The sequence below is a fragment of the Kitasatospora sp. NPDC093102 genome (assembly GCF_040683915.1).
GTDB lineage: Bacteria > Actinomycetota > Actinomycetes > Streptomycetales > Streptomycetaceae > Kitasatospora.
Window position 1 is genome coordinate 158,867 of record NZ_JBFBFA010000006.1, and the last position, 20,804, is coordinate 179,670.

The 20,804-nt window shown below is 74.8% G+C and carries 17 protein-coding genes; 13 read left to right on the forward strand and 4 right to left on the reverse strand.

Annotation, left to right across the window (positions count from 1 at the left end; genetic code table 11):
• Window positions 1-67: 67 nt before the first annotated feature.
• Both AB0O11_RS11400 and modA read right to left on the reverse strand, forming a co-directional pair.
• Entirely contained in the window at window positions 68-880 is an 813-nt protein-coding gene (locus tag AB0O11_RS11400) for an ABC transporter permease (protein WP_363384705.1), read from the reverse strand.
• A gap of 92 nt (window positions 881-972) precedes the next feature.
• A complete protein-coding gene (modA, locus tag AB0O11_RS11405) occupies window positions 973-1,809 on the reverse strand; it encodes a molybdate ABC transporter substrate-binding protein (RefSeq protein ID WP_363384310.1) in 837 nt (278 codons plus the stop codon).
• Window positions 1,810-2,171: 362 nt separating this feature from the next.
• Between modA and AB0O11_RS11410 the strand changes: the two genes are divergently transcribed.
• From AB0O11_RS11410 to AB0O11_RS11440, 7 genes are all read left to right on the forward strand, one after another.
• Window positions 2,172-3,239, forward strand: a complete 1,068-nt coding sequence (locus AB0O11_RS11410) for an RNA ligase (ATP) (protein WP_363384313.1) — start codon at window positions 2,172-2,174, stop codon at window positions 3,237-3,239.
• Window positions 3,240-3,361: 122 nt separating this feature from the next.
• Complete coding sequence (locus AB0O11_RS11415; RefSeq protein WP_363384316.1) at window positions 3,362-4,768, forward strand: cytochrome P450; 1,407 nt, start codon at window positions 3,362-3,364, stop codon at window positions 4,766-4,768.
• A 383-nt stretch (window positions 4,769-5,151) separates the two neighbouring features.
• Window positions 5,152-6,015 (forward strand): MHYT domain-containing protein, encoded by an 864-nt coding sequence (locus AB0O11_RS11420; RefSeq protein WP_363384319.1) that lies wholly within the window; start codon window positions 5,152-5,154, stop codon window positions 6,013-6,015.
• 130 nt (window positions 6,016-6,145) lie between these two features.
• Window positions 6,146-9,091 (forward strand): nitrate- and nitrite sensing domain-containing protein, encoded by a 2,946-nt coding sequence (locus tag AB0O11_RS11425; protein ID WP_363384322.1) that lies wholly within the window; start codon window positions 6,146-6,148, stop codon window positions 9,089-9,091.
• Between the two features lie 26 nt (window positions 9,092-9,117).
• Window positions 9,118-9,498, forward strand: a complete 381-nt coding sequence (locus AB0O11_RS11430) for a roadblock/LC7 domain-containing protein (protein WP_363384708.1) — start codon at window positions 9,118-9,120, stop codon at window positions 9,496-9,498.
• Between the two features lie 143 nt (window positions 9,499-9,641).
• On the forward strand, window positions 9,642-9,971 hold the full coding sequence (locus AB0O11_RS11435) for a DUF742 domain-containing protein (RefSeq protein ID WP_363384711.1): 330 nt from the start codon (window positions 9,642-9,644) through the stop codon (window positions 9,969-9,971).
• A 106-nt stretch (window positions 9,972-10,077) separates the two neighbouring features.
• Window positions 10,078-10,650 (forward strand): ATP/GTP-binding protein, encoded by a 573-nt coding sequence (locus tag AB0O11_RS11440; protein WP_363384713.1) that lies wholly within the window; start codon window positions 10,078-10,080, stop codon window positions 10,648-10,650.
• 221 nt (window positions 10,651-10,871) lie between these two features.
• Here AB0O11_RS11440 and AB0O11_RS11445 read toward each other — a convergent pair whose 3' ends face one another.
• Window positions 10,872-11,243 carry a hypothetical protein gene (locus AB0O11_RS11445; RefSeq protein ID WP_363384325.1) on the reverse strand — a complete coding sequence of 124 codons (372 nt, stop codon included), beginning with the start codon at window positions 11,241-11,243 and terminating at the stop codon, window positions 10,872-10,874.
• A gap of 257 nt (window positions 11,244-11,500) precedes the next feature.
• On the opposite strand from AB0O11_RS11445, the gene AB0O11_RS11450 reads away from it, so the two are divergent.
• Together AB0O11_RS11450 and AB0O11_RS11455 are read left to right on the forward strand one after the other, a co-directional pair.
• Window positions 11,501-12,112, forward strand: coding sequence for an RNA polymerase sigma factor (locus AB0O11_RS11450; RefSeq protein WP_363384716.1), 612 nt, complete (start codon window positions 11,501-11,503; stop codon window positions 12,110-12,112).
• A gap of 90 nt (window positions 12,113-12,202) precedes the next feature.
• The gene (locus AB0O11_RS11455) at window positions 12,203-13,204 is read left to right on the forward strand and encodes a hypothetical protein (protein ID WP_363384327.1); all 1,002 of its coding nucleotides are present in this window, start codon (window positions 12,203-12,205) and stop codon (window positions 13,202-13,204) included.
• 142 nt (window positions 13,205-13,346) lie between these two features.
• On the opposite strand, the gene AB0O11_RS11460 is transcribed toward AB0O11_RS11455, so the two are convergent.
• Window positions 13,347-14,753: a cation:dicarboxylase symporter family transporter gene (locus tag AB0O11_RS11460; RefSeq protein ID WP_363384329.1), complete on the reverse strand. Its 1,407-nt coding sequence runs from the start codon at window positions 14,751-14,753 to the stop codon at window positions 13,347-13,349.
• Between the two features lie 197 nt (window positions 14,754-14,950).
• Between AB0O11_RS11460 and AB0O11_RS11465 the strand changes: the two genes are divergently transcribed.
• The 4 genes from AB0O11_RS11465 to AB0O11_RS11480 all read left to right on the forward strand — a co-directional run bounded on the left by AB0O11_RS11465 (window position 14,951) and on the right by AB0O11_RS11480 (window position 20,746).
• Window positions 14,951-16,795: an ATP-binding protein gene (locus tag AB0O11_RS11465; protein WP_363384332.1), complete on the forward strand. Its 1,845-nt coding sequence runs from the start codon at window positions 14,951-14,953 to the stop codon at window positions 16,793-16,795.
• Window positions 16,792-17,520 (forward strand): response regulator, encoded by a 729-nt coding sequence (locus AB0O11_RS11470; protein WP_363384334.1) that lies wholly within the window; start codon window positions 16,792-16,794, stop codon window positions 17,518-17,520. The genes AB0O11_RS11465 and AB0O11_RS11470 overlap by 4 nt, the downstream gene beginning before the upstream one ends.
• 221 nt (window positions 17,521-17,741) lie before the next feature.
• Entirely contained in the window at window positions 17,742-19,187 is a 1,446-nt protein-coding gene (locus tag AB0O11_RS11475) for a diaminobutyrate--2-oxoglutarate transaminase (RefSeq protein WP_363384337.1), read from the forward strand.
• Window positions 19,184-20,746: a pyridoxal-dependent decarboxylase gene (locus AB0O11_RS11480; protein WP_363384340.1), complete on the forward strand. Its 1,563-nt coding sequence runs from the start codon at window positions 19,184-19,186 to the stop codon at window positions 20,744-20,746. Before AB0O11_RS11475 ends, AB0O11_RS11480 begins: the two co-directional genes overlap by 4 nt.
• Window positions 20,747-20,804: the final 58 nt, after the last annotated feature.

Here is a 20,804-nt window from a genome sequence, read left to right on the forward strand (position 1 = left end):
GTGATGCCCGGGAAAGCACCCGAGGTGGCGCCCGACACGGCGTTTGAGGGGACGCGTGCGGGCGGGGTCATGGCGTCGACAGCCAACGGTCGCGCAGGCCGACCAGGACGGTCACGGAGACCACCAGGAGCACCAGCGACAGCGCGATCGCCGCCTGCGGGTCGGACTCCATGGCCAGGTAGACGGCCAGCGGCATGGTCTGGGTGCGGCCCGGGAAGTTGCCCGCGAAGGTGATCGTCGCACCGAACTCGCCGAGCGCCCGGGCCCAGGCCAGCACGGCCCCGGCCGCGATCCCCGGAGCGATCAGCGGCAGGGTGACCCGCCGGAACGCGGTCAGCCGGGAGGCGCCCAGGGTCGCGGCGGCCTCCTCGTAGCGGGGGTCGGCAGCCCGCAGCGCGCCCTCGACGCTGATCACCAGGAACGGCATCGCCACGAACGCCTCGGCGATCACGACCCCGGTGGTGGTGAACGGCAGCGTGATGCCGAAGGCCGAGTCCAGCCAGGAGCCGACGATGCCGCGCCGCCCGAGCGCCAGCAGCAGCGCCACGCCGCCGACCACCGGCGGCAGCACCAGCGGCAGGGTGACCAGAGCCCGGATCACCCGCCGGCCCGGCAGCTCGGTGCGGGCGAGCAGCCAGGCCAGCGGGACACCGAGGACCAGCGACACCGCGGTGGCCGCGGTCGCACTGATCAGTGACAGGCGCAGCGCGTCCCACACGGCGGTGCTGGTGAGCTGCGCGGACAGGCCGCTCCACGGCGCCCGGATCAGCAGCCCGACCAGCGGCAGGATCAGGAACGCCAGTCCGAGAAGCGCCGGGAGCAGCAGGGTGACCGGGACGCGGTGCGTGCCCGGGCGACGGCGCGGGCGGCGGCGCGGCAGGGTCTGCGCGGGTCCTGCCGGGCCGCTGTCGGCGGTCCGCGACTGGTGGTCCCGGCCCGGGCGGTTGTCCCCGAGGCCGGCGGTGCGATCGCTCACGGCGCCTGGAAGCCCGCCGCGGTCAGCACCTGCTTGGCCTCGGGCGACCGGACGTACGCGACGAAGGCGGCGCCGCCGTCCTTGTTCGGCGCCTTGGCGAGCGCGGCGATCGGGTAGTCGTTCACGGCCTTGTCGGCCTCGGGGAAGTCCACACCGTCGATCTTCGCGGCATCGGCCTGCACATCGGTCCGGTACACCAGCGAGGCGTCGACCTCGCCGAGTTCGACCTTGGTGAGCGCGCCCTTGACGTCCTGCTCCAGGGTGACCGGGGTGAGGTCGAGGCCGGCCGCCTTGAGCGCGGTCTGGGCGGCGGCGCCGCACGGCACCTCCTTGGCGCACAGGGCGACCTTCACGCCGGAGGCGGTGAGGTCCTTGAGGCCCGCGACGTGCTTGGGGTTGCCCTTGGGGACGGCGATGGTGAGCGTGTTCCTGACGAAGGTCGTCGGCTGTCCGGCGGCGCCGCCCGCGTCCGTCACGGTCTTCATGGTGGCCGGGCTGGCGGCGGCGAACACGTCTGCCGGGGCGCCGGAGTTGATGCTGGTGGCGAGGCTGGAGCTGCCGCCGAAGTTGAAGGTGACCTTGGTGCCCGGATTGGCGGCCTCGAACTTCTTGCCGAGCTCGGTGAAGGTCTCCTTGAGCGAGGCGGCGGCGAAGACGGTGATGGTGCCGGAGGCCTTCGGGACGCCGCTGCCGGCGGCGGAGGCGTCCGAGGAGGCCGTGGAACCGGAGGACTTGCCGCCGTCGCTGCCGCAGGCGGTGACCCCGAGGCCGAGGGCGAGGGCCGCAGCGGCGGCGACGGCGAGTCTGCGGGTGGCGGGCGTACGGGTGCTCATCGGTGCTTCCCCTCCGGGGTGCGCGCCGGAAGGGGCGCGAGGGACTGGTCGCAGGTGCGGCCATTACGGCGATCATAGTGCCGCAAATGCAAGCGATAAATCCCCTGTCGGTTCGCACAGGAGGGGGCGGGTGCGGGCCTCCGGGCTGCTGTGGGATGGCTCGAACGGGTCTGACGGGGGCGGCCCGGCGCGTGCGGAGTGCGTGGGGCAGCGGGGGTGGTGCAGCAGATGGGGGCGGCAGGGGCGTGCGGAAATTGCGTCGCGCCGTGGGCGGTCGGGCGGCCAGAGTGGTCGCCGTCCGTACACACGGCCGGGTCGGTCGGATGCACCGCCGCGGCCGAACCAAGGGGAGGAGTCCGTCCATGTCCACGCTGCGCGTCACCGCCGAGAAGCTGATCATCCTGGAGCACCCGAACGCCGATGCCCTGGAGCTCGCCCAGGTCGGCCTCTACCGGGCGGTGGTCGCGAAGGGTGCGTACCGGACCGGAGACCATGCCGTCTACATCCCCGAACAGTCCCTCCTGCCCGAGGAGTTGATCGAGGAGCTGGGACTGACCGGCAAGCTGGCCGGTGCCCGGGCGAACCGGGTGAAGGCCGTACGGCTGCGCGGCGAGCTGTCCCAGGGCATCGTCTGCCGGCCCGACGCGCTCGCCGGCACCGACCTGGCCGCCGCGGCCGAGCGGGGCGAGGACTTCGCCGAGCTGCTCGGGGTCGTCAAGTGGCAGCCGCCGGTGCCGACGTCGATGAGCGGTGACGTGGTCAGCGCGCCGGACCTGCTGCCCTGGGTGGACATCGAGAACCTCGAGCGCTACCCCGACGCCTTCGAGCCGGGCGAGCCGGTGGTGCTGACCGAGAAGCTGCACGGCAGCTGCTGCCTGGTCACGTACTTCGCCACCACCGGCGAGGTGCAGGTGTCGTCCAAGGGCATCGGCGCGCAGGGGCTGGCGCTGGCCGAGGACGCGCGCAACCTGTACTGGCGGGCGGTGCGCGGGTACGACGTCCCGGCGGTGGCGGCCCGGCTGGCGGAGCGCCTCGGGGCCGAGCGGGTCGGCATCTTCGGCGAGGTGTTCGGCGAAGGCGTGCAGGACCTGGGCTACGGCGCCTCGGCGCGCACCGAGCGGCCCGGCTACGCGGCCTTCGACGTGTCGGTCCTGGTGGACGGACAGCTGAACTGGCTGTCGGCAGCCGAACTGCTGGACGGGGAGCTGCCGTTGGTGCCCGAGCTGTGGCGCGGGCCGTTCGACCCGGAGACCGTGCTGGGGTTCGCCCGGGGCAAGGAGACCGTCTCAGGACGTGGACTGCACCTGCGGGAGGGCGTGGTGGTGCGGCCGGTCACGGAGCGCTGGAGCCCGGTGCTCGGCGGGCGGGCGATCGCCAAGGTGGTCGGCGACGCTTACCTGACCCGCAAGGGGGGCACCGAATACGAGTGAGACGGGTCCGGATCCGACCGGGCCGGCCTGCCCGGTCGGGCGGGTCCGGGCGCGGCTCCTTTCGGGTGCCGGCTGCCCGCCGGTAGGGCCGGCGGGCGCATCCCTGGACAGAAGGAGTGCCGATGGCCACCGAAGTCGTCCCCGTTCCCGTCCGCGGCCTCGTGCCCGCCCCCACCTCCGCGATACCCGTCCCGGCCGGGAACCGCCTGGTCGGATCGCTGTTCGACCTCACCCGCCGCCCGCTGCGCAGCTACCTCGCGGCCCGCCGCGACCACGGCGACGTGGTGCGTTTCCAGGCCGGGCCGCCCGGGCTTCGGTCCGACTTCTACGGAGTGTTCTCGCCGGACGGCGTCCGCCAGGTGCTGGCCGGCGAGGCGGCCAACTTCCGCAAGGAGGACTCCTTCTACGACGAGCTGCGGACCAGCGTCGGCAACGGGCTGCTGACCAGCCAGGACGCCGACTACCAGCGCCAGCGCCGCATGGTGCAGCCGCTGTTCACCCGGCGCCGGGTGGACGGCTACGCGGGCGCGCTCGCGCAGGAGGCGCAGTCGCTCACCGAGCGCTGGCGGGCGGTGCCCGGCGGGGTGGTGGACGCCGCCGATGAGATGTCCCGGTTCGCGTTGCGGGCGGTCGCGCGCATCCTCTTCGGCGCCGACGTGGAGAAGGCGGTGGCGGTGGTGCACCGCAGCTTCCCGGTGCTCGGCGAGTACGTGGCGGAGCGCGGCTACGCTCCGGTCCGCCTCCCGCGCACCTGGCCGACCCCGGCCAACCGGCGCGGTGCCGAGGCCCAGCGGGCGCTGTATGGGGTCTGCGACCGGATCATCGCCGAACGGGCCGCGCGCGGCGGCGGCGACGAGTACGTGGACGACCTGCTCACCCTGCTCGGGCGGGCCCGCGACGACAACGGCGACCGCCTGGACCCGGGCGAACTTCGCGACCAGGTCCTGGTGTTCCTGCTCGCCGGGCACGAGACCACGGCCACCGCACTGGCCTTCGCGCTGCACCTGCTGGCGATCCACCCCGAGCAGCGGCGGCTCGCCCGGGAGGAGGCGCGGACCGTCCTGGCCGGGCGGGCGCCGACGGCGGCGGACCTGGACGCGCTGCCGTACATCACCCGGGTGCTGAAGGAGGCGATGCGGCTCTACCCCTCGGCGGCCCTGGGCGGGCGGCGGGCGGTCGCGGAGACCGTCATCGACGGGTACGTGATCCCGGCCGGGGCGCAGGTCGTCGTCGCGCCGCTGGTCACCCACCGGCACCCGGACCACTGGGCGGACCCGGAGCGGTTCGACCCGGACCGCTTCCTGCCGGAGGCCGAGCAGGCCCGGCACCGCTACGCCTGGTTCCCGTTCGGCGGCGGGCCGCGGGCCTGTATCGGGCAGCACTTCTCGATGCTGGAGGCGGTGCTGACGCTGGGGGTGCTGCTGCGGGACTTCGAGGTGGAGGCGGTGGACCGGCGGGTGGCGCTCGCCCAGGGGATCACGCTGCGGGCGGCGAGCCCGATGCGGATCCGGGTGACGGCGGGCGGCTGACAGCAGGCAGACGGCAGACGGGCGGCGGTTCGGCGGGCAGCCGACGGGCGACGGAGTTCGGCGGACAGAGTTCAGCGGACAGATAACAGATTTCAGACTCTGTTATCTGTCCGCTGTCGTTCGTGTGCCGTCGCCTGTGAGTTGTTCGCCGTTCGCCGCCCGCTGGGCATACGACAGGGCCATTCGAACACACCACCCCCGTCCTGCGGGCAGCTTTTCAGATCTTTGTCTGACCGATTCCGGCCCCTCGATAGCGTCCCAGGCACCCCAGACCGGAAGCGCACATGCGGTTGGCATATGCCATTCGTATGCAGTCCGCCCGGCCCGGGGAGCCCGGGCGCACCGCTTACCGCCCCGGGCCCGACCGGTCGACCGGAGGTCCCATGGGCACCCTGAACCATCTCAGCCTCGGCTGGCTGACGCCTGCCCTCTCGTACCTGATGGCCTGCGCCGGCGCCGCCCTGGGGCTGCGCTGCACGCTGCGAGGCCTGGCCGCGAGCGGCCCGGCCCGGCGGAACTGGCTGATGACGGCCGCCGCCGCGATCGGCTCCGGCATCTGGACCATGCACTTCGTCGCCATGTTCGGCTTCGCCGTCGACGGCACCGAGCTGCGCTACAACGTCCCGCTGACCGTCCTCAGCCTCGTGGTCGCGGTGCTGGTCACCGGCCTCGGCCTGACCGTGGTCTGCTACGGCCGGCACCGCGGTCTCTCCCTGCTGGCCGGTGGCGTCACCACCGGCCTCGGCGTTGCCGCGATGCACTACCTGGGCATGGCCGCCGTCCGGATGCACGGTGGGCTGCACTACGACGCCGCGACGGTCGCGCTGTCCGTGCTGGTCGCGGTCGGTGCCGCCACCGCCGCGCTCTGGGCCGCCGTCACCATCCGCAACGTGTACGCGGCCGCGGCCGCCGCGATGGCCATGGGCCTCGCCGTCAGCTGCATGCACTACACCGGCATGGCCGCCGTCCACGTCCAGCTGGTGCCGACCCGGACCGGTCTCGGCGGGGCCAGCCCGATGGAGTTCGTCTTTCCGCTCGCCGTAGGCCTCGGCTCGTTCCTCTTCCTCGCCTCGGCGTTCGTGGCGCTCTCGCCGACCGCCCAGGAGCGGGTCGGCTACCGGGAGGCGGGCGAGCCGGCCATCGAGGACCTCCCCGGCGCGCCCCCGCACCCCGAACCCACCCGGCCCGAGCCCGCCCCGGCCGTGGCCGGGCACCACGACGCGGAGTGGCGCGACCACGCGGCCTGAGCCGCATCCCAGGCCGCCCGAGCCGCACCCACCCCGGCGGCGCCTTCCCGGCCTCCGTCCCACTGCGCCTCCGCCCACCCCGCCCGCGCCTCCACCCGCCCGCTCTCCCCGCCCGAAAGGCTCCTCACCCATGCGAGATGACCGCGGTACCGCCCCCGGTATCCGTCGGGGTGCCCATGCCGGGCCGCCCGCCCGTGCGCCGCGCCCCGGCCCGTGGCTGCGCGGGCTGCGCCCCCGGACCGTCCGCGCCAGGATCATCGCCCTGCTGATGGTCCCGGTCGTCTCCGTCATCGCCCTGTGGGGGTTCGCCACCGTCACCACCGCCCGGGGCGTCTGGGACCTGCTGCGCCAGCGCGACGCCCAGCGCACGCTGCTCACCCCCGTCGCCGAGACGGTCGCCGGGCTGCAGGCCGAACGCACCGCCGTCGGTCAGCTGCTGGCCGTCCCGGCGACCGCCCCCACCGCCGCCCGGGAGAGCGCCCTGCGCGAGGCGGCGGCGGTCACCGACCGGGCGCTCACTCCGCTGTTCCCGGACGCCCGCCACCCCGACCGGGGCTACAACCGTGCCGACGCCCAAGGCCTGGCCGGTGACGCGGCCGCCCGGCTGGACGCCCTCGGCAGCTCGCTCGCCGCCCTGCCCGTCCTGCGCGACCGGGTCCTGGCCAGGAGCGTCGGCTGGCCCGAGGCGTACGCCGCGTACGGCGAAGCGGTGGACCGGGCGCTCGCCGCCGCCGGTGCCGTCACGCCCTTCCAGGACCGCCAGGTGGCCGCCGACGCGCGGGTGCTGCTGGAGTTGGCCCGGTCCCGCGAGCTGCTCGCCCGCGAGGACGCGCTGCTGCGCGCCGCCCAGCTGTCCGGCGGGCTCGGCGACGACCGGCTGCGGGAGTTCGCCGGCGCGGCCTTCGCCCGGCGCGAGTTCGAGCGGGGCGCCGCCGCCGACCTCGGGCCCGTCGACCGGGAGGCGCTGCTCGCCGTCACCGGCGGCCAGGACCACCGCGAGCTGGCCGGGTACGAGGACAAGGTGCGGACGGCCGCCGACGGCCGGGCGGCGGTCGCGGCGGTGCCGGCCGACCGCTGGGCGATGGTCGCGGGCAATGTGGCCGGCGCCCTGCGGACCGTCGAGGACCAGGCCGGACGGATCGCCGCCGAGCGCCAGGACCCCTACGCCCTGGGCCTGTTCACCCCGGCCGGGACGGCCGTGCTGCTCGGTCTGGTCGGCGTGGTGGCCTCACTGGTGATCTCGGTGCAGATCGGGCGCGGGCTGGTCACCGAGCTGATCGGCCTGCGCAACTCCGCACTTGAGCTCGCCGGCCGCAAACTCCCTGCGACCATGCGGAAGTTGCGCGCGGGCGAGGAGGTGGACATCGAGGCCGAGGCGCCCAGGCCGGTGGAGCGGGGCGACGAGATCGGCCAGGTGCACCGGGCGCTGGGCACCGTCCAGCGGGCGGCCGTCACGGCGGCGGTCGAACGGGCCGAGGTGCTCTCCGGGGTCTCCGGTGTGTTCGTCAACCTCGCGCGCCGCAGCCAGGTCCTGGTGCACCGCCAACTCACGCTGCTGGACGCGATGGAGCGCCGCACCGACGACCCGTCCGAGCTGGCCGACCTGTTCCGGCTGGACCACCTCACCACCCGGATGCGCCGGCACGCCGAGGGCCTGATCATCCTCTCCGGGGCGGCCCCCGGCCGGGGTTGGCGCCGGCCCGTCCCGCTGGTGGACGTGGTGCGCGCGGCCGTCTCGGAGGTCGAGGAGTACGCCCGGGTCGAGGTGCACCCGCTGCCGCGCGCCGCCGTGGTCGGCCAAGCCGTCGCCGACCTCACCCACCTGGTGGCCGAACTCGTCGAGAATGCCACCGGGTTCTCCCCGCCGCACACCCGGGTGCACATCCGGGGCGAACGGGTCGGCAACGGCTTCGCGCTGGAGATCGAGGACCGCGGCCTCGGCATGGGCCCGGAGGTGCTGGCCTCGGCCAATCGCCGGATCACCGCGGCCGAGCAGGCCGACCTCTTCGACAGCGACCGGCTCGGCCTGTTCGTGGTCAGCCGGCTCGCCCGACGGCAGGACGTCAAGGTCTCGCTGGTGACCTCCGCGTACGGCGGCACCACGGCGGTGGTCCTGCTGCCGACCATGCTGCTGGCCGACGAAGCGGCGGCGGTGGATCCGGAGGACCTGCGGTACGGCTTCGAACCGCTCGCGCCTCCACCGCCGGCAGCGATGCCGGGTGGCGCGGCAGTCGGGGCGGGGCCGGCTGAGCCGGTGTTCACCGAGCAGGCGCAGCAGGACGACCCGGAGCGGGAGTTCGCGCCGGTGCACGGTCATGCGAAGGGCCCGACGGGCGGTTCGGGCAGCGGCCCGAGTGGCGATCCGACCGGCGGCCTGACCGGCGATCCGAGGTACCGGGAGCACCTGCGGGGCAGGGGAGACGACGGGCTTCCGGCGGCGGGTGGGCCGCCGCCGGAGGGCGGGGCACTGCTGCCGTTCGGCGCCCGGGGCAGTGACCCCGGGCCGGTGCGCCGCGCCCCCTTCCGGGCCTCCGGCGCCCGGGCGGCCGGTCCGGCTGCGGACGGGGGCGCGGGTGCGGCCGCCCGTCCGCAGTCCGGACCGCCGCAGCCGTACGGCGCGGTCTCGCACCGTACGGAACCCCGTTCGGAGCCGGTGCCCGGGCCGGGTTCGGACGGTCACCGATCGGACGGTCACCGATCGGATGGTCACCGATCGGACGGTCACCGAGCCGACCCGGGCCCCGACGAGTTGCCGCGCCGGACCCGTCAGGCGAGCCTTGTGCCCCAGCTGCGCGAGGCCCCGGCCCGTCCGACCGCGCACAGCCGTCGTACGGCTGCCGCCGCCTTCGCTTCCGGTTCTGGTTCCGGCTCCGCTGAGCCCGGCTCCGGCGACGGATTCGGCGCCGCGGGCCGCAGCCCCGAGGAGGCGCGGGCGGCAATGTCCGCCTTCCAGAGCGGATGGGCACGCGGCCTGTACCCGGAGGGCCGGCGGGACGGACAGCCCGCCGGCCCCCCGCAGCCGCCGCGGGCGCGTCACCCCCAACCCTCGTCCCGACCCGAAGGAGAGCGTCCGTGATCGCCACCACTTACCGCGCGGGGGAGATGAACTGGCTCCTCGACGAGCTGGTCCAGCGCGCCCCCGAGCTCCGCTTCGCCGTGATGCTCTCCGCCGACGGCCTGGCCATGGGCACCTCGGCCGGACTGGCACGCGAGGACGGAGAGCATCTGGCGGCCGTCGCCTCCGGCTTCCACAGCCTGGCCAAGGGCGCAGGCCGGCACTTCGACGCAGGCGAAGTCCGCCAGACCATGGTCGAGTTGGAGGGCGGCTACCTGCTGGTCGCGGCGGCCGGGGAAGGCACCTGCCTCGCCGTGTTCGCCACCGCCCGGGCCGACCTCGGCCTGATCGCCTACGAGATGGCCAGACTGGTCCGCCGGGTCGGGGAGCACCTGGGCACCCCGCCGCGGGCGGTGGGCGGCCGGTGAGTCCGGTGCCCCGCCCGTACCGGGGGCGACATCCGGAGCACCCGAGGGCCGAACCCGACGAGCGGCCCCGCAACCCGCTCGCCGCCGCCCACCGGGCCCGCTGGTACGACGACGAGGCCGGGCCGCTGGTCCGCCCGTACGCGATGACCCGGGGGCGCACCGGGGCCGGGGACCAGCAGTTCGACCTGATCGCCGTGGTGCTCGCCGAGCTGCCCGACCCGGCACTCGTGCCGGACGCGCCCGAGCCGCCGGTCGGCCCGGAACAGGCGCGCATCCTCGCGCTGTGCCGGGGCACCGCGCTGTCCGTGGCCGAGCTGGCCGCCGAGCTCGACCTGCCGGTGGGCGTCGTGCGGGTGTTGCTCGGTGACCTGCTGGCGGCCGGGCTCATCCGGGTCCGCCGTCCCGTCCCGCCCGCCCTGCTCCCCGACGAGCGCATCCTCCAGGAGGTCATCCGTGGACTCCGTGCACTCTGACCACCCGTCCGTACCGTCCGGGCTGTCCGAACCGCCCGGTCCCTTCGGCCCGTCCGATCCGTGCAGCGCGCCGGATCCGTTCGATGCCGAGGATCCCGACGGCACCGTGCTCGCGCTCAAGATCCTGGTGGCGGGCGGCTTCGGGGTCGGCAAGACGACGCTGGTCGGCGCGGTCAGCGAGATCCGCCCGCTGCGCACCGAGGAGAGGCTGACCGAGGCCGGACGCGACGTGGACGACCTGGACGGAGTGGAGCGGAAGACCACCACCACGGTGGCGATGGACTTCGGCCGGATCACCATCCGCGAGGGACTGGCGGTCTACCTGTTCGGCACCCCGGGGCAGGACCGGTTCTGGTTCCTCTGGGACGAGCTGGCCCAGGGGGCGCTCGGCGCGGTGGTGCTCGCCGACACCCGCCGGCTGACCGATTGCTTCCCGGCCGTCGACTTCTTCGAGCACCGGGGCATTCCGTTCGTGGTGGCGGTGAATCGTTTCGCCGGGACGCGGGAGTTCGGCCCGGAGGAGGTCGCCCGCGCGCTGGACCTGGACGCCGGCACGCCCGTGCTGTTGTGCGACGCGCGTCGCCGGGCCTCGGGCAAGGAGGTGCTGATCAACCTGGTCGAGCACGCGGGTCGGGTGCACGCCGCCCGGTTGCTCGCGGACGCCTCGCCGGTGGGCTGAGGTGGCGCCGGGAGGGCCGACCGGGCGGACAGCTTGCGGCTGACAACTGACAGCTGACAGATTTCAAAATCTGTCAGCTGTCAGTTGTCATCTGTCGGGCGTCGATCGTCGGCTGCCGTCTGCTGCCTGTTGCTCGTCACCCGCCCCGTTCGGCGGCTGGGTGCGTCGGGGGTTCGGTCAGGGGTTCGGTCGGGGGGTGCACCTGCGGCTCGGTCAGCGGCTCAGCTGTGCCACTGGAACGCGATCTTCGTCCAGGTGGATCCGGGGCACTTGCCCCAGGCCGACCAGGCCTGCGGTCGCGCGCCGATCCACAGGCCGGTGGTGTGCGAGCCGTCGGCGCAGTAGGTGATGGTGCGCAGTCGCCCGGAGTAGACGTAGCAGTAGCCCTCCCAGCGCCAGCCGTAGTCGGCGGTGATGGCGCAGCGGTAGGCCTCGGCCGCGATGGTGTTCCAGGTCGCGGCAGTTCCGGGGGTGACGGTCTGGTCCCGGATCGCCGCCGCCGCGGCCGGCTGGGTGGTGGTCCCGAGCACGCCCAGAGCGGCCGCGGTGGCCAGTCCGAGTGTGGCGATCTTCCTGGCGATGCAACCTCGCACGGTCGTTCTCCTTGCTGAGGGTTTCTCGTCGGGTGGAGTGTCCCGCCTGCCGGGACGTCCGTACGGGGGGTCAAGTCCCGCCCCCCGCACGACTGGTGACGTATTGCGCACGAATGACTGCGCATGGTGAGACGACGAACTATGATGTGACCTGTGTCACAAGTCGTCCGGTTGGCTCGCGGCCCCTGCGGCCGGACCGGGTGCTCGGGGTGCCGATTTCCGGGGAGAGCGGCATGGCGGACTGCAGCGGTCGGAATGTGGGCGGCGGACGGGAAACGGACTTCGGTCCGAGTGGGAGCGGCGGTCAATCGGCCGAATTCAACCGGGTGTTCATGGATCTGCTGCCCAGGCTCCACCAGGCGGCAGCCTCCCTCGCCGGCGGTCCGGTCGGCGCCGGGGACGTTGTCCACGACGCGTACCTCCGGATCGCCCGCCGGCCGGAGCGCTTCCTCGGCCATCCGCAGCCGTACGCCTACGCGTTCACCACGATGGTGAACATCCTGCGCGACCAGTGGCGCCGGGAGCGCCGGCAGGTGTCGATGCCCGAGGTGCCGGAGGCGGGCGGCGCCGGCGAGCGGGGCCGGGGGGCGCCCGATCCGCGGGCCGGCGGGATGGCCGAGTTGCAGGCGCGCTGGGAGGTGCTCCGGCTGCTGGGCTTCCTCACCGTCAAGCAGGCCCGTGCGGTGGTCCTGGTGGACCTCGACGGCTACAGCGTCGACGAGGCCGCCGAACTGCTCGGGCTGCACCGCAGCACGCTGGCCGTCACCCGGCGCCGCGCCCACGGCAGGCTGCGCGCCGTCCTCCAGCGGGAACGCGAATGGGAGCGGCAGGCGGGGCGCGAACGGGAGCGCGAGCGCGAGCGGAGCTGAGGGCGCGGCGGTGGAGGGGGTCACCGCTCCGACGCACCGAACTGACGGCAAGTCATCTGATGCGCCACCCCGGCCCGTACCCTGCGAATCGTGATCACGTACGAGGACGGCCGCCTGCGCGCACTGGCCGACGACGGCCGCTGGCCCGAGCTGCTCACCGCCTACCGGCAGGGCCGGGCGGCGGCCGTGGCGGAGGCGGGGGAGGAAGCCGCGGCCGTGCTGACGGCGCCGCTCGGCCACCTGATCGCCTACGCGGCGCCGCCCGAGCTGGCCGTCCGGCTCTTCGACAGGGACGGCGGTGCGGGAACGGCTGCCGGGGTGGCCGACCACGACGCCGGCCCGCTCTGGGAGGTGCTGGCGACCCGGCACTCCTGGTTGCGGCTGTCCCCGCTGCTCGGCCCGGCCCGGGTGCGACGGCTGGTCGCGCACACCCGGGCACTGCTCGGCGAGGACCTCTCGCACGAGGCCGAGCCCGATCCGGAGGGCGTGCCGCTGTGCTTGGAGTCGTGGGAGGCGGCGGGCTGGGACGAGGCGGCCCGGGTGCGCGAGTACCTGCCCGGCGGGGGCGCGCGCAGCGCGCTACTGACTCTGCCGGCCAGCCGGGAGGGCCTGGGCGAGGTGGAACTTCCCCCGGCGGGGCGATGGGGTGGGCGGCCGGGCGGGCCGCGGGTCACCCGGGCACTGTCCGGGCTGGGCGCGCTCGCGCCGTGGGCGCAGACGGCCTGCGTCCGCGGTCAGGCCCTGGCGGCGGCCGCCCTGGTGGCCCGCGACCGGCGGGTGGTCGGCGGCCACCTGCCGTTCGCGCTCGCCTACCCGGCGCTGGTGCGGGCCGGCGCCGTGGGGCGGACGCAGGGATGCGCGCACGGGCGGCTGGGGCTGTGGCGGGCCCTGGCCGCGATGGCCGCCATGGCCGGAACGGACGGTCCGGACGGGGCGGGCGAGGTGGACCGGGGCGAGGTGAATGCGCTGGTGGCCCGCATGCGCTGCTTCACCTGGCAGGAGCCGTCGGCCGGGCTGCACCATCTGCATGTCGCACTGGAGGACCCCGTGAGCGGGGTGGCCTGGGTGGTCAGCGGCTCCCAGGAGCTGTGACGGGTCCGGAGCCCGGTCGGGTGAAAGAGCCCGTCCGGACGGGAAGGCGACCGGACGGGAAGACGAAGACCCCCGGTCCGGCGCCTTTCCGGGGGTTGGTGGGAGGCGCCGGACCGGGGGAGTGCGAGGGTCGCTGCCGGGCTCAGACGCCGGCGGGGGCGACGCCCTGGGTGGGGACGGCCTCGGGGGCGGCGGCCGTGGAGTCGTCAGAGACGGAGGCGGGCCCGCCGTGGGCGTCGACCAGCGTCAGCTCGTCGAACGGCAGCTCGCCGGCCAGCACCCGCCGGGCGCGCTCGGCGTCGAGCTCGCCGGTCCAGTGTCCGATCAGCAAGGTCGCGACGGCGTTGCCCGCGAAGTTGGTGAGCGCGCGGGCCTCCGACATGAAGCGGTCGATGCCGACGATCAGGCCGACGCCGTCCACCAGCGCGGGCTTGTGCGACTGGAGTCCGCCTGCGAGCGTGGCCAGTCCGGCGCCGGTGACACCGGCCGCGCCCTTGCTCGCGATCACCATGAAGACCAGCAGCGAGAGCTGCTCGGCGAGCGACATCGGCTTGTCCATCGCCTCGGAGATGAAGATCGAGGCCATGGTCAGGTAGATGGCGGTGCCGTCGAGGTTGAAGCTGTAGCCGGTCGGCACGGTGATGCCGACGACCGGGCGGCTGACGCCCAGGTGCTCCATCTTGGCGATCAGCCGGGGCAGCGCACTCTCGGATGAGGAGGTGGAGAGGATCAGCAGGAACTCGCGGCCGAGGTACTTCAGCAGCGTGAACACGTTGACCCCGGCGACCAGGCGCAGCAGCGTGCCCAGCACCACGACGACGAACAGCGCGCAGGTGACGTAGAAGCCGATCATGATGACGGCCAGGCTCTTCAGCGCGGCGGTGCCGGTGGCCCCGACCACGGCGGCCATCGCCCCGAAGGCGCCGATCGGCGCGACCCACATGATCATCGACATGACCCGGAAGACCAGCCGCTGCACGTGCTCGATCCCGCGCAGCACCGGCGCGCCGGCCTGGCCCATCGCCTGGAGTGCGAAGCCGATGAGCAGGGCGACCAGCAGGGTCTGGAGCACCTTGCCCTGGGTGAGGGCGGAGAGCAGGGTCTCGGGGATCATCCCGAGCAGGAAGTCGGTGGTCGACTGGGCGCCGCCGGCGGCCGCCTGGGCGTGGCCGGACTTGGCGAGCGCGGCGGTCAGGTGGAGGCCGCCGCCGGGCTCCAGGAGGTTGCCGACGACCATGCCGATGGCCAGCGCGACGGTCGACATGGCGAGGAAGTAGCCGATGGCGAGGCCGCCGACCTTGCCGACCTTCGCGGCCTTGGTCACCGAGCCGATGCCCAGGACGATGGTGCAGAAGATCACCGGGCTGATCATCATCTTGATCAGGTTGACGAAGCCCGTGCCGACCGGCTTCAGCTCCACGGCGAAGCCGGGGGCGGCCAGACCGACCACCACACCCGCGATCACCGCGGCGATCACCGCGATGTAGAGGTAGTGGGTCCTGTCCTTGGGTCTGGGTCCCGCCGCCTTGGCGGCTCCAGTGATCGACATCTGCGGCTCCCTTGCCGTGCAGTCCTGGCGGCCCCGGGGGATGGGCCGCTCCGAACTATGGGCCCCGAGGTGACGCAGGCCACGTTTGCGTTCATAGAGTTCATGAACGGTGCGGGTGGTCCGGATGGCGGGCTCGCGAACGATGCGGGCCGGACGGGCTCTGTGATCGCCCGGGAGCGTGGTGCACACTGGCAGGCATGTCCCAGCACGCCGCCCCCACCGCCCCGCGCCGCCGCTCGCGCCGGCCGCCGGGCCGTGCGCCCCGGCGGTTGCCCCGGGGCCTGCCCCACCGCCTGCCCCGATGCCTCCCCCGGCGGCTCGTCCGGAGCCTGGCCGGGCAGCTGTTCGTGGTCCAGGTGGTGATCGTCGCCGCCGTGGTCGCCGGCGGCGCGGTGCTCGCGTACCTCTTCACCGCCGGCCGTACCGAGGATGCCGCCCGTCGTCAGGTCACCGCGGTCGCGCACGCCGTCGCGGACTCGCCGTCCGTCCGGGCCGCGGTCGCCGGTCCGGACCCGACCGCGGTGCTCCAGCCGTACGTCGAGCAGGTGCGGGCCGACACCGGGGTCTCCTTCATCACCGTCATGGACACCGACGGCGTGCGCTGGACCCACCCGCTGCCCGAGCAGATCGGTCGGACCTACCTCGGGCACATCGACTGGGCGCTCGCCGGGCAGACCCGCAGCGAGACGTACACCGGCACGCTCGGCCCGTCGGTGCGGGTGGTCACCCCGGTGTGGGACGACCGGCACCGGGTGGTCGCGCTGGTCAGTGCGGGCCTCACGGTGGAGTCGATCTCCGCGCAGCTGAGCGGTCCGCTGCTCGCCCTGGTCGGGGTGGCGGTGGCCGCGCTCGCGGTCGGCGGTGTCGGCACCTACCTCGCCAACTCCCGGCTGCGGCGGCACACCCACGGGATGGGGCCGGACGAGTTGAGCCACCTCTACGAGTACCACCAGGCCACCCTGCACGCGGTGCGCGAGGGGCTGGTCCTGCTGGACCGCTCGCACCGGGTGGTGCTGTGCAATGACGCCGCCCGTGAACTGCTCTGTCTGGCAGGCGACTTGGAAGGCAGTCCGGTGGCCGGGCTGGGCCTGCCGGAGGCGCTGGTAGCGGCCGTGCTGGGGGAGGAGCCGGTCCGGGACGAGGTGCACCTGACCGCCGAGCGGGTCGTGGTGCTGAACACCTCCACCATCGGCACCGGAACCGGGCTCGGCCGGGTGGTCACCCTCCGGGACCACACCGAACTCCAGGCGCTCAGCGGCGAGCTGGACTCCGTTCGCGGCTTCACCGAGGCGCTCGGCGCTCAGGCGCACGAGGCCGCCAACCGCTTGCACGCGGTGGTCTCACTGATCGAACTCGGCCGCCACGAGCAGGCGGTGGAGTTCGCCACCGCCGAGCTCGAACTCGCCCAGCAGCTCACCGATCGGGTGGTCGCGGCGGTGAGTGAGCCGGTGCTGGCCGCGCTGCTGCTCGGCAAGGCGGCCCAAGCCGCCGAACGGGGCGTGGAGTTGACCCTCACCGAGGACAGCCGGATCGACGACGGGGTGCTGCCGCCCGGGCTCTCCGCGCGGGACCTGATCACCGTGCTCGGCAACCTGATCGACAACGCCGTGGACGCCGCCATCGCCGGTGCGGCCGGGAGCGCCGTCCCGCCGGAGGTCACCGTCACGGCGCGGATCGCCAGCCGTCGGGACTGCGGCGGTCGGGACTGCGGCGGCGATGGTGCGGGGGCGGACGGTGACTGCCTGCTGCTGCGGGTCGCCGACACCGGTGCGGGGATCGCCCCGGGCGCGGTCGAGGACGTGTTCCGGCGAGGCTGGAGCACCAAGCAGGACGGTCGCGGGCACGGGCTCGGGCTGGCGCTGGTCGCCCAGACCGCCCGGCGCAACGGCGGCACCGTCGAGGTCGGGCGGGAGCGCGGCGCGGTGCTCACCGTGCGGCTGCCGCTGGGCGGGCAGACGGCAGGGCCCGCCGGCGGGGCGGGGGAATCCGCCGGCGAGCCGCGGGAGACCACCGGCCGGGAGCAGGAAGGGGCCCTGGTGTGAGCGGCGCCGCCGACACCGCCGCCGCGGCGGGGATCTCCGTCCTGGTGGTCGAGGACGACCCGGTGGCCGCCGCTGCGCACACCCTGTACGTCCGGCGGGAGCCCGGCTTCCACGCCGCGGGGGCGGTCCACAGCTGCGCCGACGCGCTGCGCTTCCTGGACCGGGCCCGCGCCGCCGGGACGCCCGTCGACCTCATCCTGCTGGACCTCTACCTGCCGGACGGCCACGGGCTCCAGCTCTGCCGCACGTTGCGCGCGACCGGCCACGGCGCCGACGTCATCGCGGTGACCTCGGCCCGCGACCTCGCCATGGTCCGGCAGGCGGTCTCCGCGGGGGTCGTGCAGTACCTGCTGAAGCCGTTCAGTGCGGCCGCCCTGCACGACCGCCTGGAGCGCTACGCCCGCTACCGTGACAGCCTCGGGCGCACCGGCGAGGCGACCGGACAGGAGGAGGTCGACCAGGCGTTCGCCCTGCTCCGCACTCCGGAGCGCACCACCCTGCCCAAGGGGCTGAGCGCGCCCACCCTGGACGCCGTCGCCTCGGTGCTGCGCGAGGCGGCCACCGGGCTGTCGGCGGCGGCCGCGGGCGCCGCCGCCGGGGTCTCACGGATCACCGCGCGGCGCTACCTGGAGCACCTGGTGGAGACCGGGTGCGCGGTGCGGGAGCCGCAGTACGGGAGCGTCGGGCGGCCGGAGCTCTGTTACCGGTGGCGGGGGCAGGGCTGACGGTCGGCGGGGCGGGGCCGGGCCGGGGCGGTCGGCGGGGCGGGGTCGGGCCGGGGCGGTCGGCGGGGTTTCGGGGCCCCGCGCCGTGACCTCTCCGCGCGGCGCTCGTTGGAGGAACCGCGGGAGGTTCACTCGCTCGGGTGGTTTCGGGGCCCCGAGAACATTCCGCCAGGTCGGGATCAGTAAAGTTAGGCTTACCTAACTTCCCCTGGGGGTCTCTCGTGTCGCTCGCCGCCGTACCCGTCCAGGCCGCCTCCGGAGCCCCGGCCGCCGGTGAGGCCATCCTGCGCCGTCAGCGCGTCCGCGAGTCCGCCGCCAGAACGTACGCCCGTTCCTTCCCGATCGTCCCGGTCCGTGCCAACGGCATGACCGTCGAGGGCGCCGACGGACGGCGCTACCTGGACTGCCTCTCCGGTGCCGGCACGCTCGCCCTCGGCCACAACCACCCGGTGGTGCTGGAGGCGATCCGCCGCACCCTCGACAGCGGCGCCCCGCTGCACCTGCTCGACCTCGCCACCGCCGAGAAGGACGACTTCACCAGCGCGCTGTTCGAGAGCCTGCCGGCGGAGTTCGCCGCCCGCGCGCGGGTGCACTTCTGCGGACCGGCCGGGACGGACGCCGTCGAGGCCGCGCTCAAGCTGATGCAGACCGCCACCGGCCGCTCCGGCGCGCTCGCCTTCACCGGCGCGTACCACGGCATGACCGCCGGTGCCCTCGCGCTCACCGGCAACATCGCCGTCAAGGAGCCGCTGCCGAGCGGCGGTGAGGTCGCCCGGCTGCCCTACCCGTACGGCTATCGCTGCCCGTTCGGGGTCGGCGGCGAGGCGGGCGCCGACCTCGCCGCGACCTACGTGGAGCGGCTGCTGGACGACCCCTCGGGCGGCGTGGTGGCGCCCGCCGCGATGATCCTGGAGGCCGTCCAGGGCGAGGGCGGGGTCGTCCCCGCGCCGGACGGCTGGCTGCGCGCGATGCGCCGGATCACCGCCGAGCGCGGCATTCCGCTGATCGTCGACGAGGTGCAGACCGGAGTCGGCCGGACCGGCGCGATGTGGGCGATCGAGCACAGTGGCATCGTCCCGGACGCCATGGTCCTCTCCAAGGCCATCGGCGGCAGCCTGCCGCTCGCCGTCGTCGTCTACCGCGAGGACTACGACGGCTGGCGACCCGGCGCCCACACCGGCACCTTCCGCGGCAACACCCTCGCCATGGCCGCCGGGGCCGCGACGCTGCGCCACGTCGCGGCCAACGGACTGGCCGGGCGGGCCGCCGTCGTCGGCGAGCGGATGGCGGCCCGGCTGCGCGGGCTCGCGGCCGAACTGCCGGTGATCGGCGACGTGCGCGGCCGGGGACTGATGCTCGGGGTCGAACTGGTCGACCCGGCGGCCGAGCCCGACGCGTGCGGCGCCCGACCGGCCGACCCGGCGCTCGCGGTGCGCGTCCGGGAGGAGTGCCTGGCGCGGGGGCTGATCGTCGAGCTCGGCGGGCGCCACGACGCGGTGCTGCGGCTGCTCCCGCCGCTGACCATCACCGACGAGCAGGTGGCGGCGGTACTGGAGCGGCTGGCGGAGGCGATCGCAGCGGCCTCCGCGCGCGGGCCGGCAGGTGGGGCAGCGAGTGGGGCGGCGCAGGGTCCGACGAGTCCGTCGGCGGTTCGGGGGCAGCGGTGAGCGCGCCCGGCCCCGGCCCCGCGGGGCTCCCGGGGGACGGCACCGCCCGGCTCCCCGGGGACGGCTTCGCCCGGCTCCCCGGGGACGGCTTCGCCGCGGACGCCCTGGCGGGCGGCGCGGCCGGGCCGGGCGCGCTCGGACCACTGCTGGCCACCGTCCTCGACTCGCTGGAGACGGGCACCGCCATGCGCTCCGGACCTCTTCCGGCGGGCAGCCCGGCCGAGATCGCCGCACTCGTCGACGACGCGCTGGCCACCAGTGAAGGACCCGGCGCGCTCGCCCGGCTCACCGAACTGCTCGCCTACGGCGCCGCCGACCCCGCCGACCCGGCCTGCGCCGCGCACCTGCACTGCCCGCCGCTCGCCGTCGCCGCCGCGGCCGACCTCGCGGTCAGCGCCCTCAACCCCTCCCAGGACTCCTGGGACCAGGCCCCCGCCGCCACCGCCCTGGAGAGCGCACTGCTCGCCGAGATCGCCGGGCTGGTCGGCTACGACCCGGAGCGCTCCGCCGGCGTCCTCACCTCCGGCGGCACCGAGTCCAACCTCATGGGGCTCATGCTGGCGCGCGACCAGAAGCTCGACGGCATCGTGGAGTTGGACGGCATCCCGGCCGGCGTCCGGCCGTGCATCCTCGCCTCCGAGGCCGCGCACTTCTCCGTCCAGCGCGCCGCCGCCCTGCTCGGCCTCGGCGAGCGGGCCGTCATCCCCGTCCCGGTCGACCGCGGACTGCGGATGCGGGAGGACGAACTGGAACGGGCGATGGCCGAGGCCGGCCGGGCCGGACGGACCCCGATCGCCGTGGTCGCCACCGCCGGCACCACCGACACCGGAGCCATCGACCCGCTACCCGCCACCGCCGACCTCGCCGGACGCTACGGCGCCTGGTTGCACGTGGACGCCGCGTACGGCGGCGGGGCGCTGCTCTCCGACCGGCTCGCCCCACTGCTCGACGGCATCGCCCGCGCCGACTCGGTCTCCCTCGACTGGCACAAGATCGGCTGGCAGCCGGCCGCGGCAGGGGTCTTCCTGGTGCGCCGCGCCGAGACCTATGCGTCGCTCGCCCGCCGCGCCGAGTACCTCAACCCGGTCGACGACGAGCAGGCCGGCTACCCCAGCCTGCTCGGCCGCTCGCTGCGCACCACCCGCCGGGCCGACGCCTTCAAACTCGCCGTCACCCTGCGCACCCTCGGACGCGACGGACTCGGCCGGCTGGTCGACAGCTGCCACGACCTCGCCCGCGCCGCCGCGGACGCCGTCCGCACCGACCCGGCGCTCGAACTCCACGCCGAGCCCGTGCTCACTGCCGTCCTCTTCCGCTACCGGCCGCCCGGTGCGACGGACGAGGCGGTGCTGGACGAGATGAACGGTCGCCTGCGGCGCCTGCTGCTGCGCACCGGCCGGGCGGTGATCGGCCGCACCGAACTCCCGGGCGACGGCCCGGGCCGGGTCCGGCTGAAGCTCACGCTGCTGAACCCCCACACCACGGTGGGGGAGGTCGGCGCGCTGCTGCGGGAGGTGGTGGGCGCCGGCCGCAAGGTGGCGGGCGAGCGGGCGGGGTAGGGCGGGCAGGGCAACGGGTGTGCGGCCAGGTGTGCGGCGGCTCCCGGCGCGCAGAGCC

Bases quoted from the DNA above. Each gene is read 5' to 3' on its own strand.
- modA (WP_363384310.1), bottom strand. From the start codon at position 1,809: ATGAGCACCCGTACGCCCGCCACCCGCAGACTCGCCGTCGCCGCCGCT.
- AB0O11_RS11410 (WP_363384313.1), top strand. From the start codon at position 2,172: ATGTCCACGCTGCGCGTCACCGCCGAGAAGCTGATCATCCTGGAGCAC.
- AB0O11_RS11415 (WP_363384316.1), top strand. From the start codon at position 3,362: ATGGCCACCGAAGTCGTCCCCGTTCCCGTCCGCGGCCTCGTGCCCGCC.
- AB0O11_RS11420 (WP_363384319.1), top strand. From the start codon at position 5,152: ATGGGCACCCTGAACCATCTCAGCCTCGGCTGGCTGACGCCTGCCCTC.
- AB0O11_RS11425 (WP_363384322.1), top strand. From the start codon at position 6,146: ATGCGAGATGACCGCGGTACCGCCCCCGGTATCCGTCGGGGTGCCCAT.
- AB0O11_RS11430 (WP_363384708.1), top strand. From the start codon at position 9,118: ATGAACTGGCTCCTCGACGAGCTGGTCCAGCGCGCCCCCGAGCTCCGC.
- AB0O11_RS11435 (WP_363384711.1), top strand. From the start codon at position 9,642: ATGACCCGGGGGCGCACCGGGGCCGGGGACCAGCAGTTCGACCTGATC.
- AB0O11_RS11460 (WP_363384329.1), bottom strand. From the start codon at position 14,753: ATGTCGATCACTGGAGCCGCCAAGGCGGCGGGACCCAGACCCAAGGAC.
- AB0O11_RS11465 (WP_363384332.1), top strand. From the start codon at position 14,951: ATGTCCCAGCACGCCGCCCCCACCGCCCCGCGCCGCCGCTCGCGCCGG.